Annotated in this window: 16 protein-coding genes; 13 read left to right on the plus strand and 3 right to left on the minus strand. The window is 45.0% G+C overall.

Annotated features, from left to right (window positions below):
• The first annotated feature begins 16 nt into the window (after window positions 1–16).
• The 11 genes from KI655_RS07745 to pyrF all read left to right on the plus strand — a co-directional run bounded on the left by KI655_RS07745 (window position 17) and on the right by pyrF (window position 11,493).
• Window positions 17–2,290 (plus strand): DNA internalization-related competence protein ComEC/Rec2, encoded by a 2,274-nt coding sequence (locus KI655_RS07745; RefSeq protein WP_285403311.1) that lies wholly within the window; start codon window positions 17–19, stop codon window positions 2,288–2,290.
• Between the two features lie 32 nt (window positions 2,291–2,322).
• Entirely contained in the window at window positions 2,323–4,071 is a 1,749-nt protein-coding gene (gene msbA / locus KI655_RS07750; protein WP_285403313.1) for a lipid A ABC transporter ATP-binding protein/permease MsbA, read from the plus strand.
• Between the two features lie 14 nt (window positions 4,072–4,085).
• Entirely contained in the window at window positions 4,086–5,093 is a 1,008-nt protein-coding gene (gene lpxK, locus KI655_RS07755) for a tetraacyldisaccharide 4'-kinase (RefSeq protein ID WP_285403315.1), read from the plus strand.
• Entirely contained in the window at window positions 5,074–5,253 is a 180-nt protein-coding gene (locus KI655_RS07760; RefSeq protein ID WP_285352480.1) for a Trm112 family protein, read from the plus strand. Before lpxK ends, KI655_RS07760 begins: the two co-directional genes overlap by 20 nt.
• Before the next feature lie 2 nt (window positions 5,254–5,255).
• Window positions 5,256–6,002, plus strand: coding sequence for a 3-deoxy-manno-octulosonate cytidylyltransferase (gene kdsB / locus KI655_RS07765; RefSeq protein ID WP_285403316.1), 747 nt, complete (start codon window positions 5,256–5,258; stop codon window positions 6,000–6,002).
• A 254-nt stretch (window positions 6,003–6,256) separates the two neighbouring features.
• A complete protein-coding gene (gene cmk / locus KI655_RS07770; RefSeq protein ID WP_285403318.1) occupies window positions 6,257–6,937 on the plus strand; it encodes a (d)CMP kinase in 681 nt (226 codons plus the stop codon).
• 108 nt (window positions 6,938–7,045) lie between these two features.
• On the plus strand, window positions 7,046–8,716 hold the full coding sequence (gene rpsA / locus KI655_RS07775) for a 30S ribosomal protein S1 (RefSeq protein ID WP_239842705.1): 1,671 nt from the start codon (window positions 7,046–7,048) through the stop codon (window positions 8,714–8,716).
• A 100-nt stretch (window positions 8,717–8,816) separates the two neighbouring features.
• A complete protein-coding gene (gene ihfB, locus KI655_RS07780; RefSeq protein ID WP_032552067.1) occupies window positions 8,817–9,101 on the plus strand; it encodes an integration host factor subunit beta in 285 nt (94 codons plus the stop codon).
• A 128-nt stretch (window positions 9,102–9,229) separates the two neighbouring features.
• Window positions 9,230–9,502, plus strand: coding sequence for a LapA family protein (locus KI655_RS07785; RefSeq protein WP_285403323.1), 273 nt, complete (start codon window positions 9,230–9,232; stop codon window positions 9,500–9,502).
• 23 nt (window positions 9,503–9,525) lie between these two features.
• A complete protein-coding gene (lapB, locus tag KI655_RS07790) occupies window positions 9,526–10,701 on the plus strand; it encodes a lipopolysaccharide assembly protein LapB (protein WP_285403325.1) in 1,176 nt (391 codons plus the stop codon).
• A 96-nt stretch (window positions 10,702–10,797) separates the two neighbouring features.
• A complete protein-coding gene (pyrF, locus tag KI655_RS07795; RefSeq protein WP_285403327.1) occupies window positions 10,798–11,493 on the plus strand; it encodes an orotidine-5'-phosphate decarboxylase in 696 nt (231 codons plus the stop codon).
• An 89-nt stretch (window positions 11,494–11,582) separates the two neighbouring features.
• Here pyrF and KI655_RS07800 read toward each other — a convergent pair whose 3' ends face one another.
• The gene (locus KI655_RS07800; RefSeq protein ID WP_285403329.1) at window positions 11,583–12,338 is read right to left on the minus strand and encodes a tRNA-(ms[2]io[6]A)-hydroxylase; all 756 of its coding nucleotides are present in this window, start codon (window positions 12,336–12,338) and stop codon (window positions 11,583–11,585) included.
• Between the two features lie 140 nt (window positions 12,339–12,478).
• Window positions 12,479–13,243 carry a DNA repair protein gene (locus tag KI655_RS07805; RefSeq protein WP_285403331.1) on the minus strand — a complete coding sequence of 255 codons (765 nt, stop codon included), beginning with the start codon at window positions 13,241–13,243 and terminating at the stop codon, window positions 12,479–12,481.
• Between the two features lie 343 nt (window positions 13,244–13,586).
• Between KI655_RS07805 and cysB the strand changes: the two genes are divergently transcribed.
• Together cysB and KI655_RS07815 are read left to right on the plus strand one after the other, a co-directional pair.
• Window positions 13,587–14,561, plus strand: a complete 975-nt coding sequence (cysB, locus tag KI655_RS07810; protein WP_032552078.1) for an HTH-type transcriptional regulator CysB — start codon at window positions 13,587–13,589, stop codon at window positions 14,559–14,561.
• A 115-nt stretch (window positions 14,562–14,676) separates the two neighbouring features.
• A complete protein-coding gene (locus KI655_RS07815; RefSeq protein ID WP_285403334.1) occupies window positions 14,677–15,876 on the plus strand; it encodes a methyltransferase in 1,200 nt (399 codons plus the stop codon).
• Window positions 15,877–15,985: 109 nt separating this feature from the next.
• Here the strand turns inward: KI655_RS07815 and ald are convergent, their stop codons facing one another.
• Window positions 15,986–17,110 carry an alanine dehydrogenase gene (gene ald / locus KI655_RS07820; protein WP_285403337.1) on the minus strand — a complete coding sequence of 375 codons (1,125 nt, stop codon included), beginning with the start codon at window positions 17,108–17,110 and terminating at the stop codon, window positions 15,986–15,988.
• Window positions 17,111–17,115: the final 5 nt, after the last annotated feature.

Below are 17,115 nucleotides of genomic sequence, written 5' to 3' on the forward strand. Positions count from 1 at the left end.
ATAGGAAGTAACTCTTTTGTTTAATACTTGGTTTTTATTGTCTTTTGCTGTGACGTTAACGTCAGCAAGCCTATGGCCTGTGATGCCCAATTGGAACTGGGGCTGGTTGATGCTAGTGGTTCTCTTGTCATCAACCAAGTATAGCGTTTTCCAACCTTTACGAGGTCTATTCTCGGGGTTGATTGTGGTTCTATTGGTCAGTGGTTTGGTAAAACAGCAAACAACTGTACTCTTTAAGTCCGGGCAGGATATTACCATAAATGCGTCGGTTGTTAGCCTTTTTAGTGAAAATAGGCGAGGTTATGAAAGCGTAATTGTAGTTAGATCAATTAACGGTGAGAAATTAACCAAGTGGCAATGGGTGAAGGCCAGACTATTTACCCCATTCCGAGTGACTCAAGGCGAAAAAGTTGAGTTGAACGTAAAGATGAAACCCATTTTAGGCAAACTTAATGAAGCCGGTTTTGACTTAGAAAGGTACTCTTTTGGCCAACGAATAGTGGCGCATGCTTCTTATCAATCGGGTACGCGCTATCGCATCGACTCGTCACCATCGTGGCGTGCGATTTGGTTTAACCAAGTAGTGGCTAAGATAGATACGCTATCGAATCAGGACTTGATATTGGCTTTGACCTTTGGTTATCGAGAGTTCATTTCTCAGCAGCGCTGGCTAGAGTTGAAAAGTAGTGGGTTGGTTCATCTGGTCGCGATTTCAGGACTGCATATTGGGATGGCGTTTGGCATCGGCTATCAAGTTGGGCGTGGTTTACGTTGCATGATGCCGGCTATGATTTGGCTACCTTTTGTGTCCGGTCTTTTCATCGCGATCATCTACAGTTGGTTTTCTGGCTTTACGCTACCAACGCTTAGAGCGGTTGTGATGTGTTGCTTAGGGAGCTACTTCATTTGGCAGGGAAGAAGTGTTGGGCGTCTAAATTTTATTTTGCTCAGCGTCTGCATTGTGCTGTTGATGTGGCCTTACTCAATTCTCACAAGTAGTTTTTGGCTCTCTTTTGGGGCGCTTGCAGCTGTTCTATATGCCGTTTCCTTGTTTAACTCTAGTGAGCACCAAGATGGCCCTTTGGGCAAGGCTATGCTGGTGGTTAAGATTCAATGTGTTTTGACGCTTCTCTTGCTTCCTATGACGCTTTACTACTATCAGGGAGTGAGTGCTCTTTCTCTTGTCTATAACTTGCTACTGCTCCCTTGGATAACGTTCGTTGTTATGCCGTTGCTTTTCCTCTCTCTGGTTTGCCAAATTCTTTTTTCGAGTGACACGCCTTTTTTATGGCAAGGGATCAACGTTCTGCTCGAAGCCGTTTCAATATCGGCGGCTTGGTCACCTCCGTATTGGTGGGTGTTTGATAGGGTTACGGCACAGTGGTTAAGTATCCTTGTGTTTGTTGGGTTGTTCATTCACCGCTATGTTAAACCTCCAATGACGTTTTTAATCTTATTGATCGCAAGTTTACGCTGGGTGAGTCCGAGCAGTGAACGTATTGACTGGCGAGTTGATGTGTTGGATGTGGGGCATGGATTGGCCGTGATGATTGAAAAAAACGGGCGCAGTCTGATTTATGATCTGGGTAACCATTGGCAAGGAGGCTCTGTCGTGACTTCGACTTTGCTGCCGATACTTAGACAAAGAGGAGAACCAAAAGTAGACGGGGTGATATTGAGTCATCTCGATTCAGACCATGCTGGCGGATTGGATGATCTATTGAAGTCGCGGTCAGGCTTTTGGGTTCGAAGCAGTCAGGGTTTTGCCGAGAAAGAGCTTCCTTTGGTCAATTCGTGTATTGCTGGCGAGCAGTGGGATTGGCAAGGGATAAACTTTGAGGTGATGTGGCCGCCAAGACTCGCCAAACGTGCCTATAATCCTCACTCCTGCGTCGTACGTTTGTTCGATCCACAATCCCAGTTTTCAATGTTGCTCACTGGAGATATTGAGCTTATCAGCGAGTGGATGTTATCAAGAAAAGGCTCAGCTCTAGAAAGTGATGTCATGCTCGTGCCTCATCATGGCAGTAAAACATCATCGACTCAGCGTTTTGTCGAGGCCGTGTCGCCCTCTCTGGTCATCGCATCGTTGGCTAAAGGTAATCGCTGGGGGATGCCACATCGTGAGGTTGTTGAGAGATATCAAACGATTAATGCTAAATGGTTAGATACAGGTGAAAGCGGTCAAATTACCATCACCATAAGGCCTAAAGGTTGGAATTATCATGCGATTAGAGAAGATAGAGCACAGCCTTGGTATAGGCAGATGGTCAGGAAGGGAGTAGAATAGATAGATTATTGTGAGAAAAATTAAGCGATTCTATGTCTATAGATAAAGATGAAAGTACCTGGGCAACCTTTAAACGACTTTGGGTCTATATTCGACTTTACAAATCTGGTTTGGCTGTAGCGGTTGTTGCGCTGATCATCAATGCGGTTTCTGACACCTACATGATCTCGTTGTTAAAACCTTTGCTTGATGAAGGCTTTGGTAACGCAGAGTCTGATTTCTTACGTACACTCCCATTGATTATTTTTGCCATGATGTTCATTCGTGGTATGAGTGGCTTTGTCTCAACTTATTGTTTGAGTTGGGTCTCCGGTAATGTGGTGATGGAAATTCGCCGCAAAATCTTCAATCACTTCATGCATATGCCCGTATCCTTCTTTGATAAAGAGCAAACCGGTGCACTGCTATCACGTATTACCTACGACTCTGAACAGGTATCGGCGGCAACCAGTAAAGCCTTGGTCAGTATTGTTCGCGAAGGTGCGAGTATCATCGGCCTATTGGTTTTGATGTTCTGGAATAGCTGGCAACTTTCTCTAGTGTTGTTTGCGGTTGCGCCGGTTGTCGCTTGGGCAATCAGTGTCGTTTCTAAGCGATTTAGAAAGATATCAAAGAACATGCAAACCAGCATGGGGCACGTAACATCGTCTTCTGAACAGATGCTGAAAGGTCATAAAGTTGTATTAACTTATGGCGGTCAAGACGTAGAAAAAGAACGTTTTGATAAGGTCAGCAATCAGATGCGTCAACAAACAATGAAGTTGGTGACGGCGCAAGCTGCAGCTAACCCGATTATTCAAATGATTGCTTCTGTAGCCATCGTTGTCGTTCTGTTCTTGGCTAGTGTTGATTCTATAAAGGCAGACCTAACACCGGGTACGTTTACGGTAGTATTCTCGGCGATGTTTGGCTTGATGCGCCCATTAAAGGCACTGACCAACGTAACATCTCAGTTTCAACGTGGTATGGCAGCGAGCCAAACCTTATTTGGCTTAATGGACTTAGAAACGGAAGAAAACAAAGGCACATTGAAGCCAAAATCTGTGAAGGGTGAGGTCGAGGTAAAAGACATCACATTTACTTATCAAGGTGCAGATTCTCCTGCGCTTGCAAATGTAAGCTTCTCGATACCACAGGGAAAAACTCTGGCTCTAGTTGGTCGCTCTGGCTCAGGGAAGAGTACCATCGCTAACTTATTTACTCGTTTTTATGATGTAGATTCTGGTTCAATCGAGCTCGATGGTCATGATATTCGCGACTACGAACTGCGTAACCTGCGTGAGCACTTTGCATTGGTTTCGCAAAACGTACATCTATTCAATGATACGGTAGCCAACAACATCGCTTATGCGGCGGAAGAAGAGTACACCCGCGAGCAGATTGAACATGCGGCTAAACTTGCACATGCTACTGAGTTTATTGAAGGTATGGAGAATGGCTTTGATACCGTGATCGGTGAGAATGGTGCGAGCTTGTCAGGTGGCCAACGCCAACGACTCGCGATTGCTCGTGCATTACTAAGAGATGCGCCTGTTTTGATTCTTGATGAGGCAACCTCTGCTCTTGATACGGAGTCAGAGCGTGCTATTCAATCTGCGCTGGATGAGCTGCAAAAAGACAAAACAGTACTCGTGATTGCTCACCGTTTATCCACCATCGAACAAGCCGATGAGATTCTGGTTGTCGATGACGGCCATATCGTTGAACGCGGTGCCCACGCTGAACTTATCCAGCATGATGGTGCTTATGCTCAACTTCACCGCATCCAATTTGGTGAATAAGGATCGAATTCGCCGTGGTTGAAAAGATTTGGTTTGAAAACCACCCTCTGAAATATCTGCTCTGGCCGCTTTTGTGGCCATTGAGTCGACTGTTTCGCTACATTAGTAACAAGCGTCGTCAGTCATATCAGAGTGGGGAAAAGGCGTCTTATCGCGCGCCGTTGCCAGTGATTGTTGTTGGCAATATTACTGCCGGTGGTAATGGAAAAACACCGGTTGTTATTTGGTTAGTTGAGATGCTACAAGCTCAGGGTTACAAGCCGGGTGTTGTGTCACGAGGTTATGGAGCGAAAGCGCCAAATTACCCATTAGTATTGTCAAAGGGCACACCTGCAGCTCATTGTGGTGATGAGCCTCGATTGATCATGAAACGCACCGGTGCCCCCGTGGCTGTTGATCCGGTTAGAGCAAATGCGGTGAAAGCATTGTTAGACCATGGCGTTGACGTTATTGTGACGGATGATGGTCTTCAGCATTATGCTTTAGAGCGAGATGTGGAATTTGTCGTGATTGACGGTGCTCGCAGGTTTGGCAATGAGCAGCCAATACCTCTTGGTCCACTGCGAGAACCAGTTTCGCGATTAACCGAGGTTGATTTTATTATTAACAATGGTGGCCAAGCGCAACATGATGAGATGGCAATGTCTTTGGCCCCAAGCGAAGCGGTAAATCTAAAGACAGGAGAGAAAGCCTCCGTTGACCAATTAGCTGAGCTAATCGCATTTGCAGGGATTGGTCATCCACCACGTTTTTTCAAAACACTGGCAGACCTTGGTGCGGCAGTCGTTCATACTCAAGGCTTTGCCGACCATAAAGAATTTAACAAAGATGAGCTTTACGCCCTCGCACAGAAGGGGAAGAACATCATCATGACAGAAAAAGACGCTGTGAAATGCGAAAGTTATGCCCAAGAGAACTGGTGGTATCTGCCAGTATCTGCACAGTTTGACCAAGCATCACAACACAAAGTTATGCAAAAAATAGAAGAGGTTATGGAATACTATGGATCACCGTCTACTTGAAATCGTTGCTTGCCCAGTGTGCAAAGGTAAATTGACTTTTGACAAAGATAAGCAAGAACTGATTTGTAAACTTGATCGACTTGCGTACCCAATTAAAGAGGGTATTCCTGTGCTTCTTGAGCCTGAAGCGCGCGCAATCTCAATGGATGAAGGTAAATAATCATGTCGTTTACGGTCGTTATTCCAGCTCGTTATCAATCGAGCCGCTTACCGGGTAAGCCTCTCGCTGATATCGGTGGTAAGCCGATGATCCAGTGGGTCTATGAGCAATCACTTAAAGCAGGTGCAGATAAAGTTATCATTGCGACCGATGATGCACGTGTAGAAAAGGCTGCTAAAGCTTTTGGTGCCGATGTTTGCATGACATCACCTAAACATGAGTCTGGTACTGAGCGTCTGGCTGAGGTGATTGATGTCATGAAGATCCCTGACGATCATATTATCGTGAACGTACAGGGCGACGAGCCTCTGATTCCACCTAGTATTATCAATCAGGTGGCGAACAACTTAGCAGCGAGCCAAGCGCCAATGGCAACACTCGGTGTTGAAATCACAGAAGTGGATGAAGTTTTCAATCCAAATGCAGTGAAAGTTGTCACGGATAAAGATGGTTATGCGCTTTACTTTAGTCGTGCGACGATTCCATGGGATCGTGATGCCTACGCCAATAACGGCACTAGCGCTGAATCACCGCTGCTAAGACATATCGGAATCTACGCGTACCGTGCTGGTTTTATTAATACCTATATCAATTGGGAACCAAGCACGCTAGAACGTATTGAGTGCTTGGAGCAACTGCGAGTGCTTTGGTATGGTGAAAAGATTCACGTAGATATCGCGGCTGAAGCGCCAGCTCCGGGTGTTGATACTCCAGACGATTTGGAAGCGGTTAGAGCTATAATCGGTTGATGATTAGCCTTGATGCCATCTAAGTTGAATTTAATCTAAACCTCGCGTCGTAGCGGGGTTTTGTCTTTTTAGGTCATCGTAATTTGATTGGCGTTAATCGAGATCAAAGATAGTTCGTCAATAAAACCCCGTCGAGGATTAATGTGAGATTTACCTCGCTCCAAATCTAATTTTTCTCTATAATATGCCGCCTGTTAACGCAGTCGTGTTATGCGAGTGCGGAATATAACTTACGAAGAAACGTGGAGTAAAACATGCCTTCTCAAAGCCCAGTGATTACGGTTGATGGCCCAAGCGGTGCAGGTAAAGGTACCCTATGTATGTTGCTAGCGGAAAAGCTAGGCTTTCATCTACTAGATTCGGGTGCCATTTATCGCGTACTAGCTTTGGCAGCAATTCATCACGGTGTAGACACAGAGTCTGAAGATGCTTTAGTACCTCTAGCAACGCATTTAGACGTTCAGTTTATTGCTGAGGGTGAACTAGTAAAAGTGATTCTTGAAGGCGAAGATGTATCAGGCGAACTTCGTAAAGAAGAAACAGGAATGGCTGCGTCTAAAGTGGCGGCATTGCCACGAGTTCGTGAGGCTTTACTGCGTCGTCAACGCGCTTTTAGTGCTGCACCTGGCCTAGTTGCCGATGGTCGCGATATGGGTACCGTTGTTTTCCCGAATGCTGAAGCGAAAATTTTCCTTGATGCAAGTGCTGAAGAACGCGCGAATCGCCGTCTTAAACAGTTGCAAGGCAAAGGCTTAGATGTTAAATTTGTCGACCTTTTGAGCGAGATCCAAGAGCGAGACGACCGAGATCGTAATCGCCCAGTAGCGCCATTACGCCCTGCTGAGGATGCGCTTGTGCTTGATTCTACCTCAATGAATATTGAGCAGGTAGTTGAAAAAGCACTACACTATATTGAATCGAAACTGACTGGGTAAATTTTTACCGAGTCGGCAAGAACGTTGGTTGCAAGGATGATAACCGGCGAATTTATCAACCCCATGCGGTAGGATACCCATGGACGTTTAATTATTGAAGATTAAATAATGACTGAATCTTTTGCTCAACTCTTTGAAGAGTTTCTAAACGAAACAGAATTCCAACAAGGCAGCATCGTTAAAGGTACTGTAGTAGCTATCGAGAACGGTTTCGTTCTTGTTGACGCTGGTCTTAAGTCTGAATCTGCTATCCCTGCTGAACAGTTCAAGAACGCTGCTGGCGAACTTGAAGTTGAAGTTGGCGCTGAAGTAGACGTAGCTCTAGACGCTGTTGAAGACGGTTTCGGTGAGACTCAACTTTCTCGTGAGAAAGCTAAGCGTCACGAAGCTTGGATCGTTCTTGAGAAAGCTTGCGAAGAAGCTGAAACTGTTGTTGGTATCATCAACGGTAAAGTTAAAGGCGGTTTCACTGTTGAACTAAACGGTATCCGTGCTTTCCTTCCAGGTTCTCTAGTAGACGTACGTCCTATCCGTGACACTGCTCACCTAGAAAACAAAGAGCTAGAGTTCAAAGTAATCAAGCTAGACCAGAAGCGTAACAACGTTGTTGTTTCTCGTCGTGCTGTTATCGAATCTGAGAACAGCGTTGAGCGTGACGAACTTCTTGAAACTCTACAAGAAGGTACTGAAGTTAAAGGTATCGTTAAGAACCTTACTGACTACGGTGCATTCGTTGACCTTGGCGGTGTTGACGGTCTTCTACATATCACAGATATGGCTTGGAAGCGCGTTAAGCACCCATCAGAGATCGTTAACGTTGGTGACGAAATCCTAGTTAAAGTTCTTAAGTTCGACCGTGAGCGTACTCGCGTATCACTAGGTCTTAAGCAACTAGGCGAAGATCCATGGGTAGCAATCGCTAAGCGTTACCCAGAAGGTCACAAGCTTTCTGGTCGTGTTACTAACCTAACTGACTACGGCTGCTTCGTTGAAATCGAAGAAGGCGTTGAAGGTCTAGTACACGTTTCTGAAATGGATTGGACTAACAAGAACATCCACCCATCTAAAGTTGTTAATGTTGGCGACGAAGTTGAGGTTATGGTTCTTGATATCGACGAAGAACGTCGTCGTATCTCTCTAGGTCTGAAACAGTGTAAAGCTAACCCATGGCAGTCATTTGCAGAAATGCAAGCTAAGGGCGACAAAGTTACTGGTAAGATCAAGTCTATCACTGACTTTGGTATCTTCATCGGTCTTGAAGGCGGTATCGACGGTCTAGTACACCTATCTGACATTTCTTGGAATGTTGCTGGTGAAGAAGCTGTACGTGAGTACAAGAAAGGCGACGAAATCTCAGCAGTTGTTCTTGCAGTAGATGCAGAGCGTGAGCGTATTTCTCTTGGCGTTAAGCAAATGGAAAACGACCCGTTCAACGCATACGTTGCTGACAACAAGAAAGGTGTTCTTGTAAACGGTACTGTTACTGCAGTTGACGCGAAAGGCGCTACTATCGAGCTAATCGAAGGCGTTGAAGGTTACATCCGCGCTTCTGAAGTTTCTCGCGACCGCGTAGAAGATGCGTCTCTAATCCTAAGCGTTGGTGACAGCGTTGAAGCGAAGTTCACAGGTGTAGACCGTAAGAACCGCGTAATCAACCTATCTATCAAAGCTAAAGATGAAGCTGAAGAGCAAGAAGCAATGGCTTCACTGAACAAGTCTGACGAAGGCGCGTTCGGTAACGCAATGGCAGATGCATTCAAAGCTGCTAAAGGCGAATAATTTAATTTTTCGCTAAGAAAGGGACCTAAGGGTCCCTTTTTTTTTGCTTATTTTTCCGATAGGTCTATAATTTCTAAAAAGAAAACCAACGAGGGTAACTATGACTAAGTCTGAATTAATTGAAAGGCTATGCGCTGAGCAAACGCATCTTTCTGCAAAAGAAATTGAAGACGCTGTAAAAGACATTTTAGAGCATATGGCTTCAACATTAGAAAGTGGTGATCGAATCGAAATTCGTGGTTTTGGTAGCTTCTCGCTGCACTACCGTGAGCCTCGCGTTGGCCGTAATCCAAAAACCGGTGACAAAGTAGAGCTGGATGGTAAATACGTTCCTCACTTCAAACCAGGTAAAGAGCTACGCGAACGAGTAAATACAGGAATGTAGATTACTTATCGGAATTTTGAAAAGCGGCATACTACAATGTATGCCGCTTTTTTATGACCATAATATGGTGGTCTGATAAGTAATTTTCCTGCATAATCGTACTGCTAATTAACCAATGAGTGATGAATATGAAAATTATAAAAATAGTCGCTGTTATTGCACTTTTCCTAATTGCACTGGCTTTAGGCTCTCAAAACCAAACTATCGTGAACTTCAATTATCTGCTTGCTCAAGGTGACTTCCATCTATCAACTCTTCTTGGAGTGGTATTTGTTTCGGGGTTTGTCTTAGCATGGGTTGTGTTCGGTAGTATGCACATGAAATCTCAGCTACAAATCCATCGTTTAAAGAAAAAGTTAAACAAGCAATCTAAGCAAGTCGCTGTAGAACCAAAAGCTTGATAGCTGAGAAAGGCTAATACTGAATGTTAGAGTTACTGTTCTTACTTTTGCCCATCGCCGCCGCTTATGGCTGGTATATGGGTAATCGTAATGCTCAGCAAGAAAAACAAAAGCAATCCCATCAGATCTCACGTCAATACGTAACAGGTCTGAACCTTCTTTTGTCAGATCAGTCTGATAAAGCGGTTGATCACTTTATCGAACTGCTCCAAGTCGACAACGAGACGATTGATACTCACTTAGCTTTGGGTAATCTATTCCGTTCTCGTGGTGAAGTCGATCGCGCGATTCGTATTCACCAAAACCTAATTTCCCGCTCTGGTCTTACTATCGACCAAAAGAACCTCGCACTACAGCAACTCGCAAAAGACTACATGGTATCGGGCTTCCTAGACAGAGCAGAAAAAATCTTCGAGCAACTTGTTGAAGAGCCTGATCATAAAGAGAGCGCTCTGCAGCAGCTGGTTTCTATCTATCAACAAACCCGCGAATGGAACAAAGCCATTCAATATGGCAATGTGCTGATTAAGATCAGCAATAAGAAACTTAAGATGCGTGCTACCGTAGCTCATTTCTGGTGTGAGTTAGCGATGCAAGAGCAAGCTGAAGGCAATAAGTCAAAAGCTATGCAGCATTTTAAAAAGGCGTTGTCTGAAGACTCTAAGTGTGTGCGAGCGAGTATTGCTTTAGCGAAGCTTCATTTAGCTGATGAAGAGTATCAGAAGACGATTGAATACCTTGAGTCAGTGATCGATCAAGATATCGATTTCATCAGTGAAGTTCTGCCAACGTTGGCCGATTGCTACCACCATTTAGGTCAAGAGGCGCAGCTAGTCGAGTTCTTGAAAGTCTGTATTCAGAAAAAAGCTGGCGTATCGGCTGAGCTAATGTTGGCGCAACTTGTTGCGCAGCATGAAGACGTGGGCTCAGCACAAGAACTGCTAACCAAGCAACTTCTTAAAAACCCAACCATGAAAGGCTTCTATCGATTGATCGATTACCATATTGCCGAAGCAGAAGAGGGGAGAGCTAAGAACAGCTTGACCACATTGCAATCAATGGTTGGTGAACAGTTAAAAATGAAGCCTCACTACCGCTGTAGGAAGTGTGGTTTCTCTACCCACTCTATGTATTGGCATTGCCCTTCATGTAAGGGGTGGGGAACGATCAAGCCAATTCGTGGCCTTGATGGTGAATAGATTTATGGTCAATGTTAGACCAAATTGAAAAGTGCAGCTTTCGGGCTGCATTTTTATGAGTAAAATTTAAGACAATAAACTGCGTTAGGAGATGAAATGAACGATCAAAAAATCATTGTAGCACTGGATTACGACAACCAAGCTGATGCTTTGGCCTTTGTTGATAGAATCGATCCAGCATCTTGTCGCCTAAAGGTCGGTAAAGAGATGTTTACTCTATTTGGGCCAGAATTCGTTCGCGAATTACACAAGCGTGGTTTCTCGGTATTCCTAGATTTGAAATTCCACGATATCCCAAATACGTGTTCAAAAGCAGTACGTGCAGCCGCTGAAATGGGCGTTTGGATGGTGAACGTCCACGCTGGTGGCGGTGAGCGCATGATGGCGGCTTCACGTGAGATCCTTGAACCTTATGGTAAAGATCGTCCATTGCTTATTGGTGTTACGGTACTCACAAGTATGGAGCAATTAGATCTGGCGGGTATTGGCCTTGATATTGAACCTCAGAAGCAGGTAATGCGTCTAGCTAAACTAACGAAGAACGCAGGGTTAGATGGTGTGGTTTGTTCAGCGCAAGAAGCGTCTCTATTAAAAGGCGAGCTTGGCCAGGAATTTAAACTGGTGACACCAGGTATCCGTCCAGTGGGTGCAGAAGTCGGTGATCAAAAACGTATCATGACTCCGACCAAAGCCATCCAAGCGGGTTCTGACTACCTTGTTATTGGTCGTCCAATTACTCAGGCTTCAGATCCTGCTGCTGTTCTAGCAGAGATCAATGCTACGCTAGCTTAACTTTCTCTTATAGCGAGCGCGAAACCAATAAGAAGGCCAGCAAATAGCTGGCCTTCTTTGTTTGGAGTGGAGCGTGCTCTCTTTGCGGGTTATACTGGCGCACCACTATGGAATTTAAAATCACTGTCTTCTGATGTGATCAGGTCGGCTTCGACGCGTGCGAAATGAGCTACACGCTCGGAAATATCCTTACCTGCAATTTGTTCTGCGAGCTCAAGATAATCTTGGTAGTGACGAGCCTCTGAACGAAGAAGAGACACGTAGAACTTCTCCATATCTTCTTCTAGGAAAGGGGCAAGCTTGGCAAAGCGCTCACAAGAGCGTGCTTCAATAAACGCACCAATAATTAATTTGTCCACTAAAGCGTCTGGCTCATAGGTTTTCACATGCTTAATCAAGCCTTTTGCGTAGCGGCCGGCTTCGATAGGTTGGTATGTGACACCTTTCTTTTCCATTAGCTCCATCACTTGATAGAAGTGGTGAAGCTCTTCTTTGATCAGCAGTACCATTTTATCAATCAAGTCATCGCCATACACACAACCGTTTTTGGCCGTGATTTGCTTGGATGCATTGCTCTTACCACGTAGAGATTCCAGATCGCCTTTGCGACGGTAAGCGAACTCTTCATATGGCTTAATCCACTCGTTTAATTGCTGAGCGCTCTCTTTATCAACCGCGTATTTACGAATCAGAAATAGGGCACTTTGAGCCGCTTTTAGTTCACACAGCATGTGGTCACGCAAAATGATGTGAAGGTTTTCTGGTTTCTTTGCTTCGTCGATCCAGGTGTCGGGTGTTTCAGCTTTTAGGAAAGAGTGAATTGGCGCTAATAGTTCTTGGTACATGCTATGGCTTGAGTCGATTGGAAAAACGAGATATTACCATAGGAACTTTAAGGTTAGGAGGGGCTTATGGGTGTAAAAAAGGCCACCGTTTGGCAGCCTTAGTCATGTTGTTATATTTGCGAAAAATCAGGTGTTCGAAATTACCATTTCTTCTTCTGACCAAACAGAGCATCCATATCGTCTTCGCGCTCTTTTGACTCCATTTGTTGAAGCTCTTGCGCGTTGCGATCTTGGCGTTTCTGATCCAGGTCGTTGAGCATCTCTTGCAGCTTTTCACGAGCCTGATTTGAATAAGGATCGTTTTTCGTGGTCAGTGCATCGATACCCTTGCGCAGCAGCTGAATTGCCGTACCCGGTTGACCGCGAGCAATTGAGTCGTTGGCACGCTTGATTACGTTCTCGATGTTGATACGAATTTGAATGGTCTCTAGACGTGCATTTTCTGCAACGTAAGCCTGCGTTTCAAAACGGCCTTTATTGTGTTCGCTACGAATCGTGTCGCGAAGGCGCTTAACCAGCTTCAACATCATGATAGCTTGCTTATCGCTACTTGGGACACGGAAAGCCGTACTTTCACCGCCTTGATAATTCTCTTTCAACTGGGTTATCTGTTGCTTCACGCTCTCGATACGCTGAGCGAGTTGTTTGTTCTTTGGATCTAACTCATACATGTTTTCAAGAGAGTCTAGGATACGTGTGTTTAGACACACCAGCAGGTCTTGGCTGAACGGCATGTGATGCGCGTTACCAATCAGTTCTTCCGTTCCATCGATAATGGTCAAATAACGAGAAGATTCCTGTTTCTTCGCTGTTTCCACCTTAACTTTATACTGAAGCATGATGTTGTAGCCTAATACCAACACCAAAAGAATGGCTACTAAGGCAATAATTAAACCAATATTCATATAATTGCGTCTGCTTGTTGTGTTCTATCGCTAACTTCAGAGGATACACGATTCCATAAAGTATCTATACCCGTAAATCGCTTATCTGCACTTGTAAATTAAGATTTGTCATTATCTCTTGATCGCATCGCTGCGTAATCAAAAACTACAAACTATTTCTTGATAATGAGGGATGGATTACAAAGGAGTGGTGGTGGTTTCATATCTGGCTTTATAAAAATTCAATTTTCCTGTCATTTTGGGTGCTAAGGCGTTATAACTATTAATTATATTAGACAAGTTCAACTCGCTCACTTTTTAAATAAGTTAGCACAGAAATGAGTAAAGGATTACGAGGTTACCGATGAAGTTACAACAACTGAAGTACATTGTTGAAGTGGTCAATCACAACCTGAATGTGTCAGCCACGGCAGAGAGTCTCTATACCTCACAACCAGGTATCAGTAAGCAGGTTCGATTGCTTGAAGATGAGTTAGGCATTCAGATCTTTGAACGTAGCGGTAAACACCTGACTCAGGTGACGCAAGCGGGCGAAGACATTGTTCGTATCTCCCAAGAAATTCTTGCTCGTGTTGAGAGCATTAAAGCGGTAGCGGGCGAACATACACATCCAGAGATGGGTACATTGAATATTTCAACGACTCATACTCAGGCACGTTACGCGTTACCAGATGTGATCAAGGGCTTTACTGCCCGCTATCCAAAGGTTTCGCTTCACATGCACCAAGGTACACCAAGTCAGATGTCTGAAGCGGTGGCGAAGGGTACTGCGAACTTTGCTATTGCTACTGAAGCGCTGCACTTGTATCAAGACGCAATTATGTTGCCTTGTTATCACTGGAACCGCTCAATCGTCGTGACGAAAGATCATCCTCTAGCACAAAAGCAAAATGTGACGATTGAGGACTTGGCAGCATACTCTTTGGTGACGTATGTATTTGGCTTTACCGGACGTTCTGAACTTGATACGGCCTTTAATAAAGTTGGATTAACACCGCGTGTGGTGTTTACGGCAACAGATGCTGACGTGATTAAAACATACGTGCGAATGGGTATCGGGGTAGGTGTGATAGCAAGCATGGCGATCGACGCAGAGCAAGATACTGACCTGGTTGCGATTGATGCGAGTCACCTATTTGGTGCGAGTACGACCAGCATTGGCTTCCGCCGAGGCACCTTCTTGCGCTCTTACATGTTCGACTTCATGGAGCGCTTCGCACCGCACTTAACGCGACCAGTCGTTGAGCAGGCTATCTCTCTCAAATCCAATGAAGAGATAGAAGAGATGTTCAAAGACATCGAACTGCCCGTCAGATAGCACCTTTATCCTCAGGCTCACCTCTTTATGGTGAGCCTGATTTAGTTTGAAGGCCGTTAGATACTTTCTATTTTCCCTTGTACCACCTACAATCGCTCCCATTACAGGGGGAAGCATGCAATCCAAATTCCAAACTCTTGACTCATTTCTAAATCAGCACCAAGTTTATTGGCGATCTGAACCGTTTCATCTTTGCCAACAAGACGAACTCCCTTGGCGAGATCATAACGAAGCGCTATTTATTTGGTTGCAGGCACTCAATGAACAGCAAATTCAGGCGTATAAAGAGCAGCCTGAGTCTTTGGTGAATGAGTTAAACGCGTTTTTCCCTGACCTGAACAGCATTGTTGATGCGATTGAACTACCAACATTAAGTCGCAAAGGGTTAGATTTACCCAAAGGCACAGATACCGGGATTCCAGGACGCAAACTAGAACAAATCATGTCGATGAGTGAAGCGGTTTTGCATCACCACAGTGGCAGTGAATGGTTAGAGTGGTGTGCAGGCAAGGGCTTTCTTGGTCGAATCTTATCTCAACAGTCGCAGCAAAAAGTTACGAGCTTTGAATGGCAGCAATCTCTGTGTGATAGCGGTCAAGCGATCGCTAATGCGCAGATGTTACCTATGCACTTTGTACAAGGTGATGCTTTTTCAGCGGAATCTAATGCCGTCTTCAATCGTCATCAGCACGCTGTTGCGCTCCATGCGTGTGGCGATTTGCACGTGACGCTACTCAATAAAGCCGTGAGTCATGAACTACCCGCTGTGACAATATCTCCTTGCTGCTATCACTTAATTCAGTCTGAACAGTATCAACCTATGTCGCAAGCGGCGAAGTCTTCTAAGCTCAAGCTCTCTAAGTCTGATTTACGAATTCCATTGCAAGAGACGGTAACGGGTGGAGAGCGTGTTAAGAGACACCGTGAATTAGAGATGAGCTTCCGACTCGGCTTTAGCCAGCTCGTTAACCGTGAGCTTGGGCTGATGGAATACCAACCGGTTCCGAGTATCAAAAAATCTGAGCTGTCTGAAGGTTTTGAATCGTTCTGCTGGTGGGCAGCGGACAAAAAATCGCTGTTACTATCCGAACAAGTAGATTTTGATTTCTATGAAAGGCTAGGGGCGCAGCTATTTTGGAATATGGAACGCCTGAGTTTAGTTCAACAGGTGTTTAGACGACCACTAGAGATGTGGCTTGCTCTCGACCGAGCCTTGTATTTAGAGGAGCAAGGGTACCAAACCTCTATTGAACAATTCTGCGAACGGCACATAACGCCGCGTAATATTCTAATAAGAGGACGGAAACCAGACTAGTTTTGATCGCTAAGATGAGTGTTCCAGCTATAAGATATAAAAAAGCCAGCTTGATTGATTTCAAGCTGGCTTTTACATTTTTAGTCAGAAAAACTGTCTATTAATGTTCTTAGTTGAACATTGCGATAGCTTCTGCTGGGTCTACATATTCTAGGTCAAAGCTTTCCGCAACTTCTTTGCACGTTACTTTACCGTGGATAACGTTTAGACCTTCTAGGAAGCCTTCGTCAGATAGAAGTGCTTCACGGTAGCCTTTGTTCGCTAGCTTAACAATGTAAGGAAGTGTTGCATTGTTTAGTGCGAATGTTGATGTACGAGCAACAGCGCCTGGCATGTTTGCTACACAGTAGTGAACTACGTCGTCAACGATGTAAGTTGGGTCTGCGTGCGTTGTTGCGTGAGAAGTCTCGAAACAACCGCCTTGGTCGATTGCAACGTCAACAACAGCTGCGCCTGGCTTCATCTTAGCGATGTGCTCTTTTGTTACTAGCTTAGGAGCTGCAGCGCCTGGGATGAGTACTGCGCCGATAACTAGGTCAGCTTCTAGAACGTGCTTCTCGATTGCGTCTTCAGTAGAGTAAACCACTTTAGCGCGACCTTGGAACTCTTCGTCTAGACGGCGAAGTGTATCAACGTTACGGTCTAGGATTGTTACGTCTGCACGTAGGCCAACAGCCATACGAGCTGCGTTAGCACCTACTACGCCGCCGCCAACAACGACAACTTTCGCTGGCTCAACGCCTGGAACGCCGCCAAGTAGAAGGCCACGACCGCCGTGAGATTTTTCAAGAGTTTGTGCACCTGCTTGAATAGACATGCGGCCTGCAACTTCAGACATTGGCGCTAATAGTGGCAAGCGACCCATATTATCTGTTACAGTCTCATAGGCTACGCAGACAGCTTTGCTCTTGATAAGCTCTTCAGTTTGTGGAAAATCTGGTGCAAGGTGTAAATAAGTAAATAATATTTGCCCTTCACGAAGCATAGCTCGCTCGACAGCTTGAGGTTCTTTAACCTTTACAATCATCTCTGCTTTCGCGAATACGTCAGCAGCAGTAGGAAGAATGGATGCGCCTACAGCGATGTAATCATCGTCTGAAAAACCGATACCGTTACCGGCATTGGTTTCAACAAAAACTTGGTGACCATGTGAGATAAGTTCTCTCACGCTAGCTGGGATCATACCAACACGGTACTCGTGGTTCTTGATTTCCTTAGGTACGCCAATGATCATCCTGA

The organism is Vibrio sp. D404a, from assembly GCF_030248535.1.
GTDB lineage: Bacteria > Pseudomonadota > Gammaproteobacteria > Enterobacterales > Vibrionaceae > Vibrio.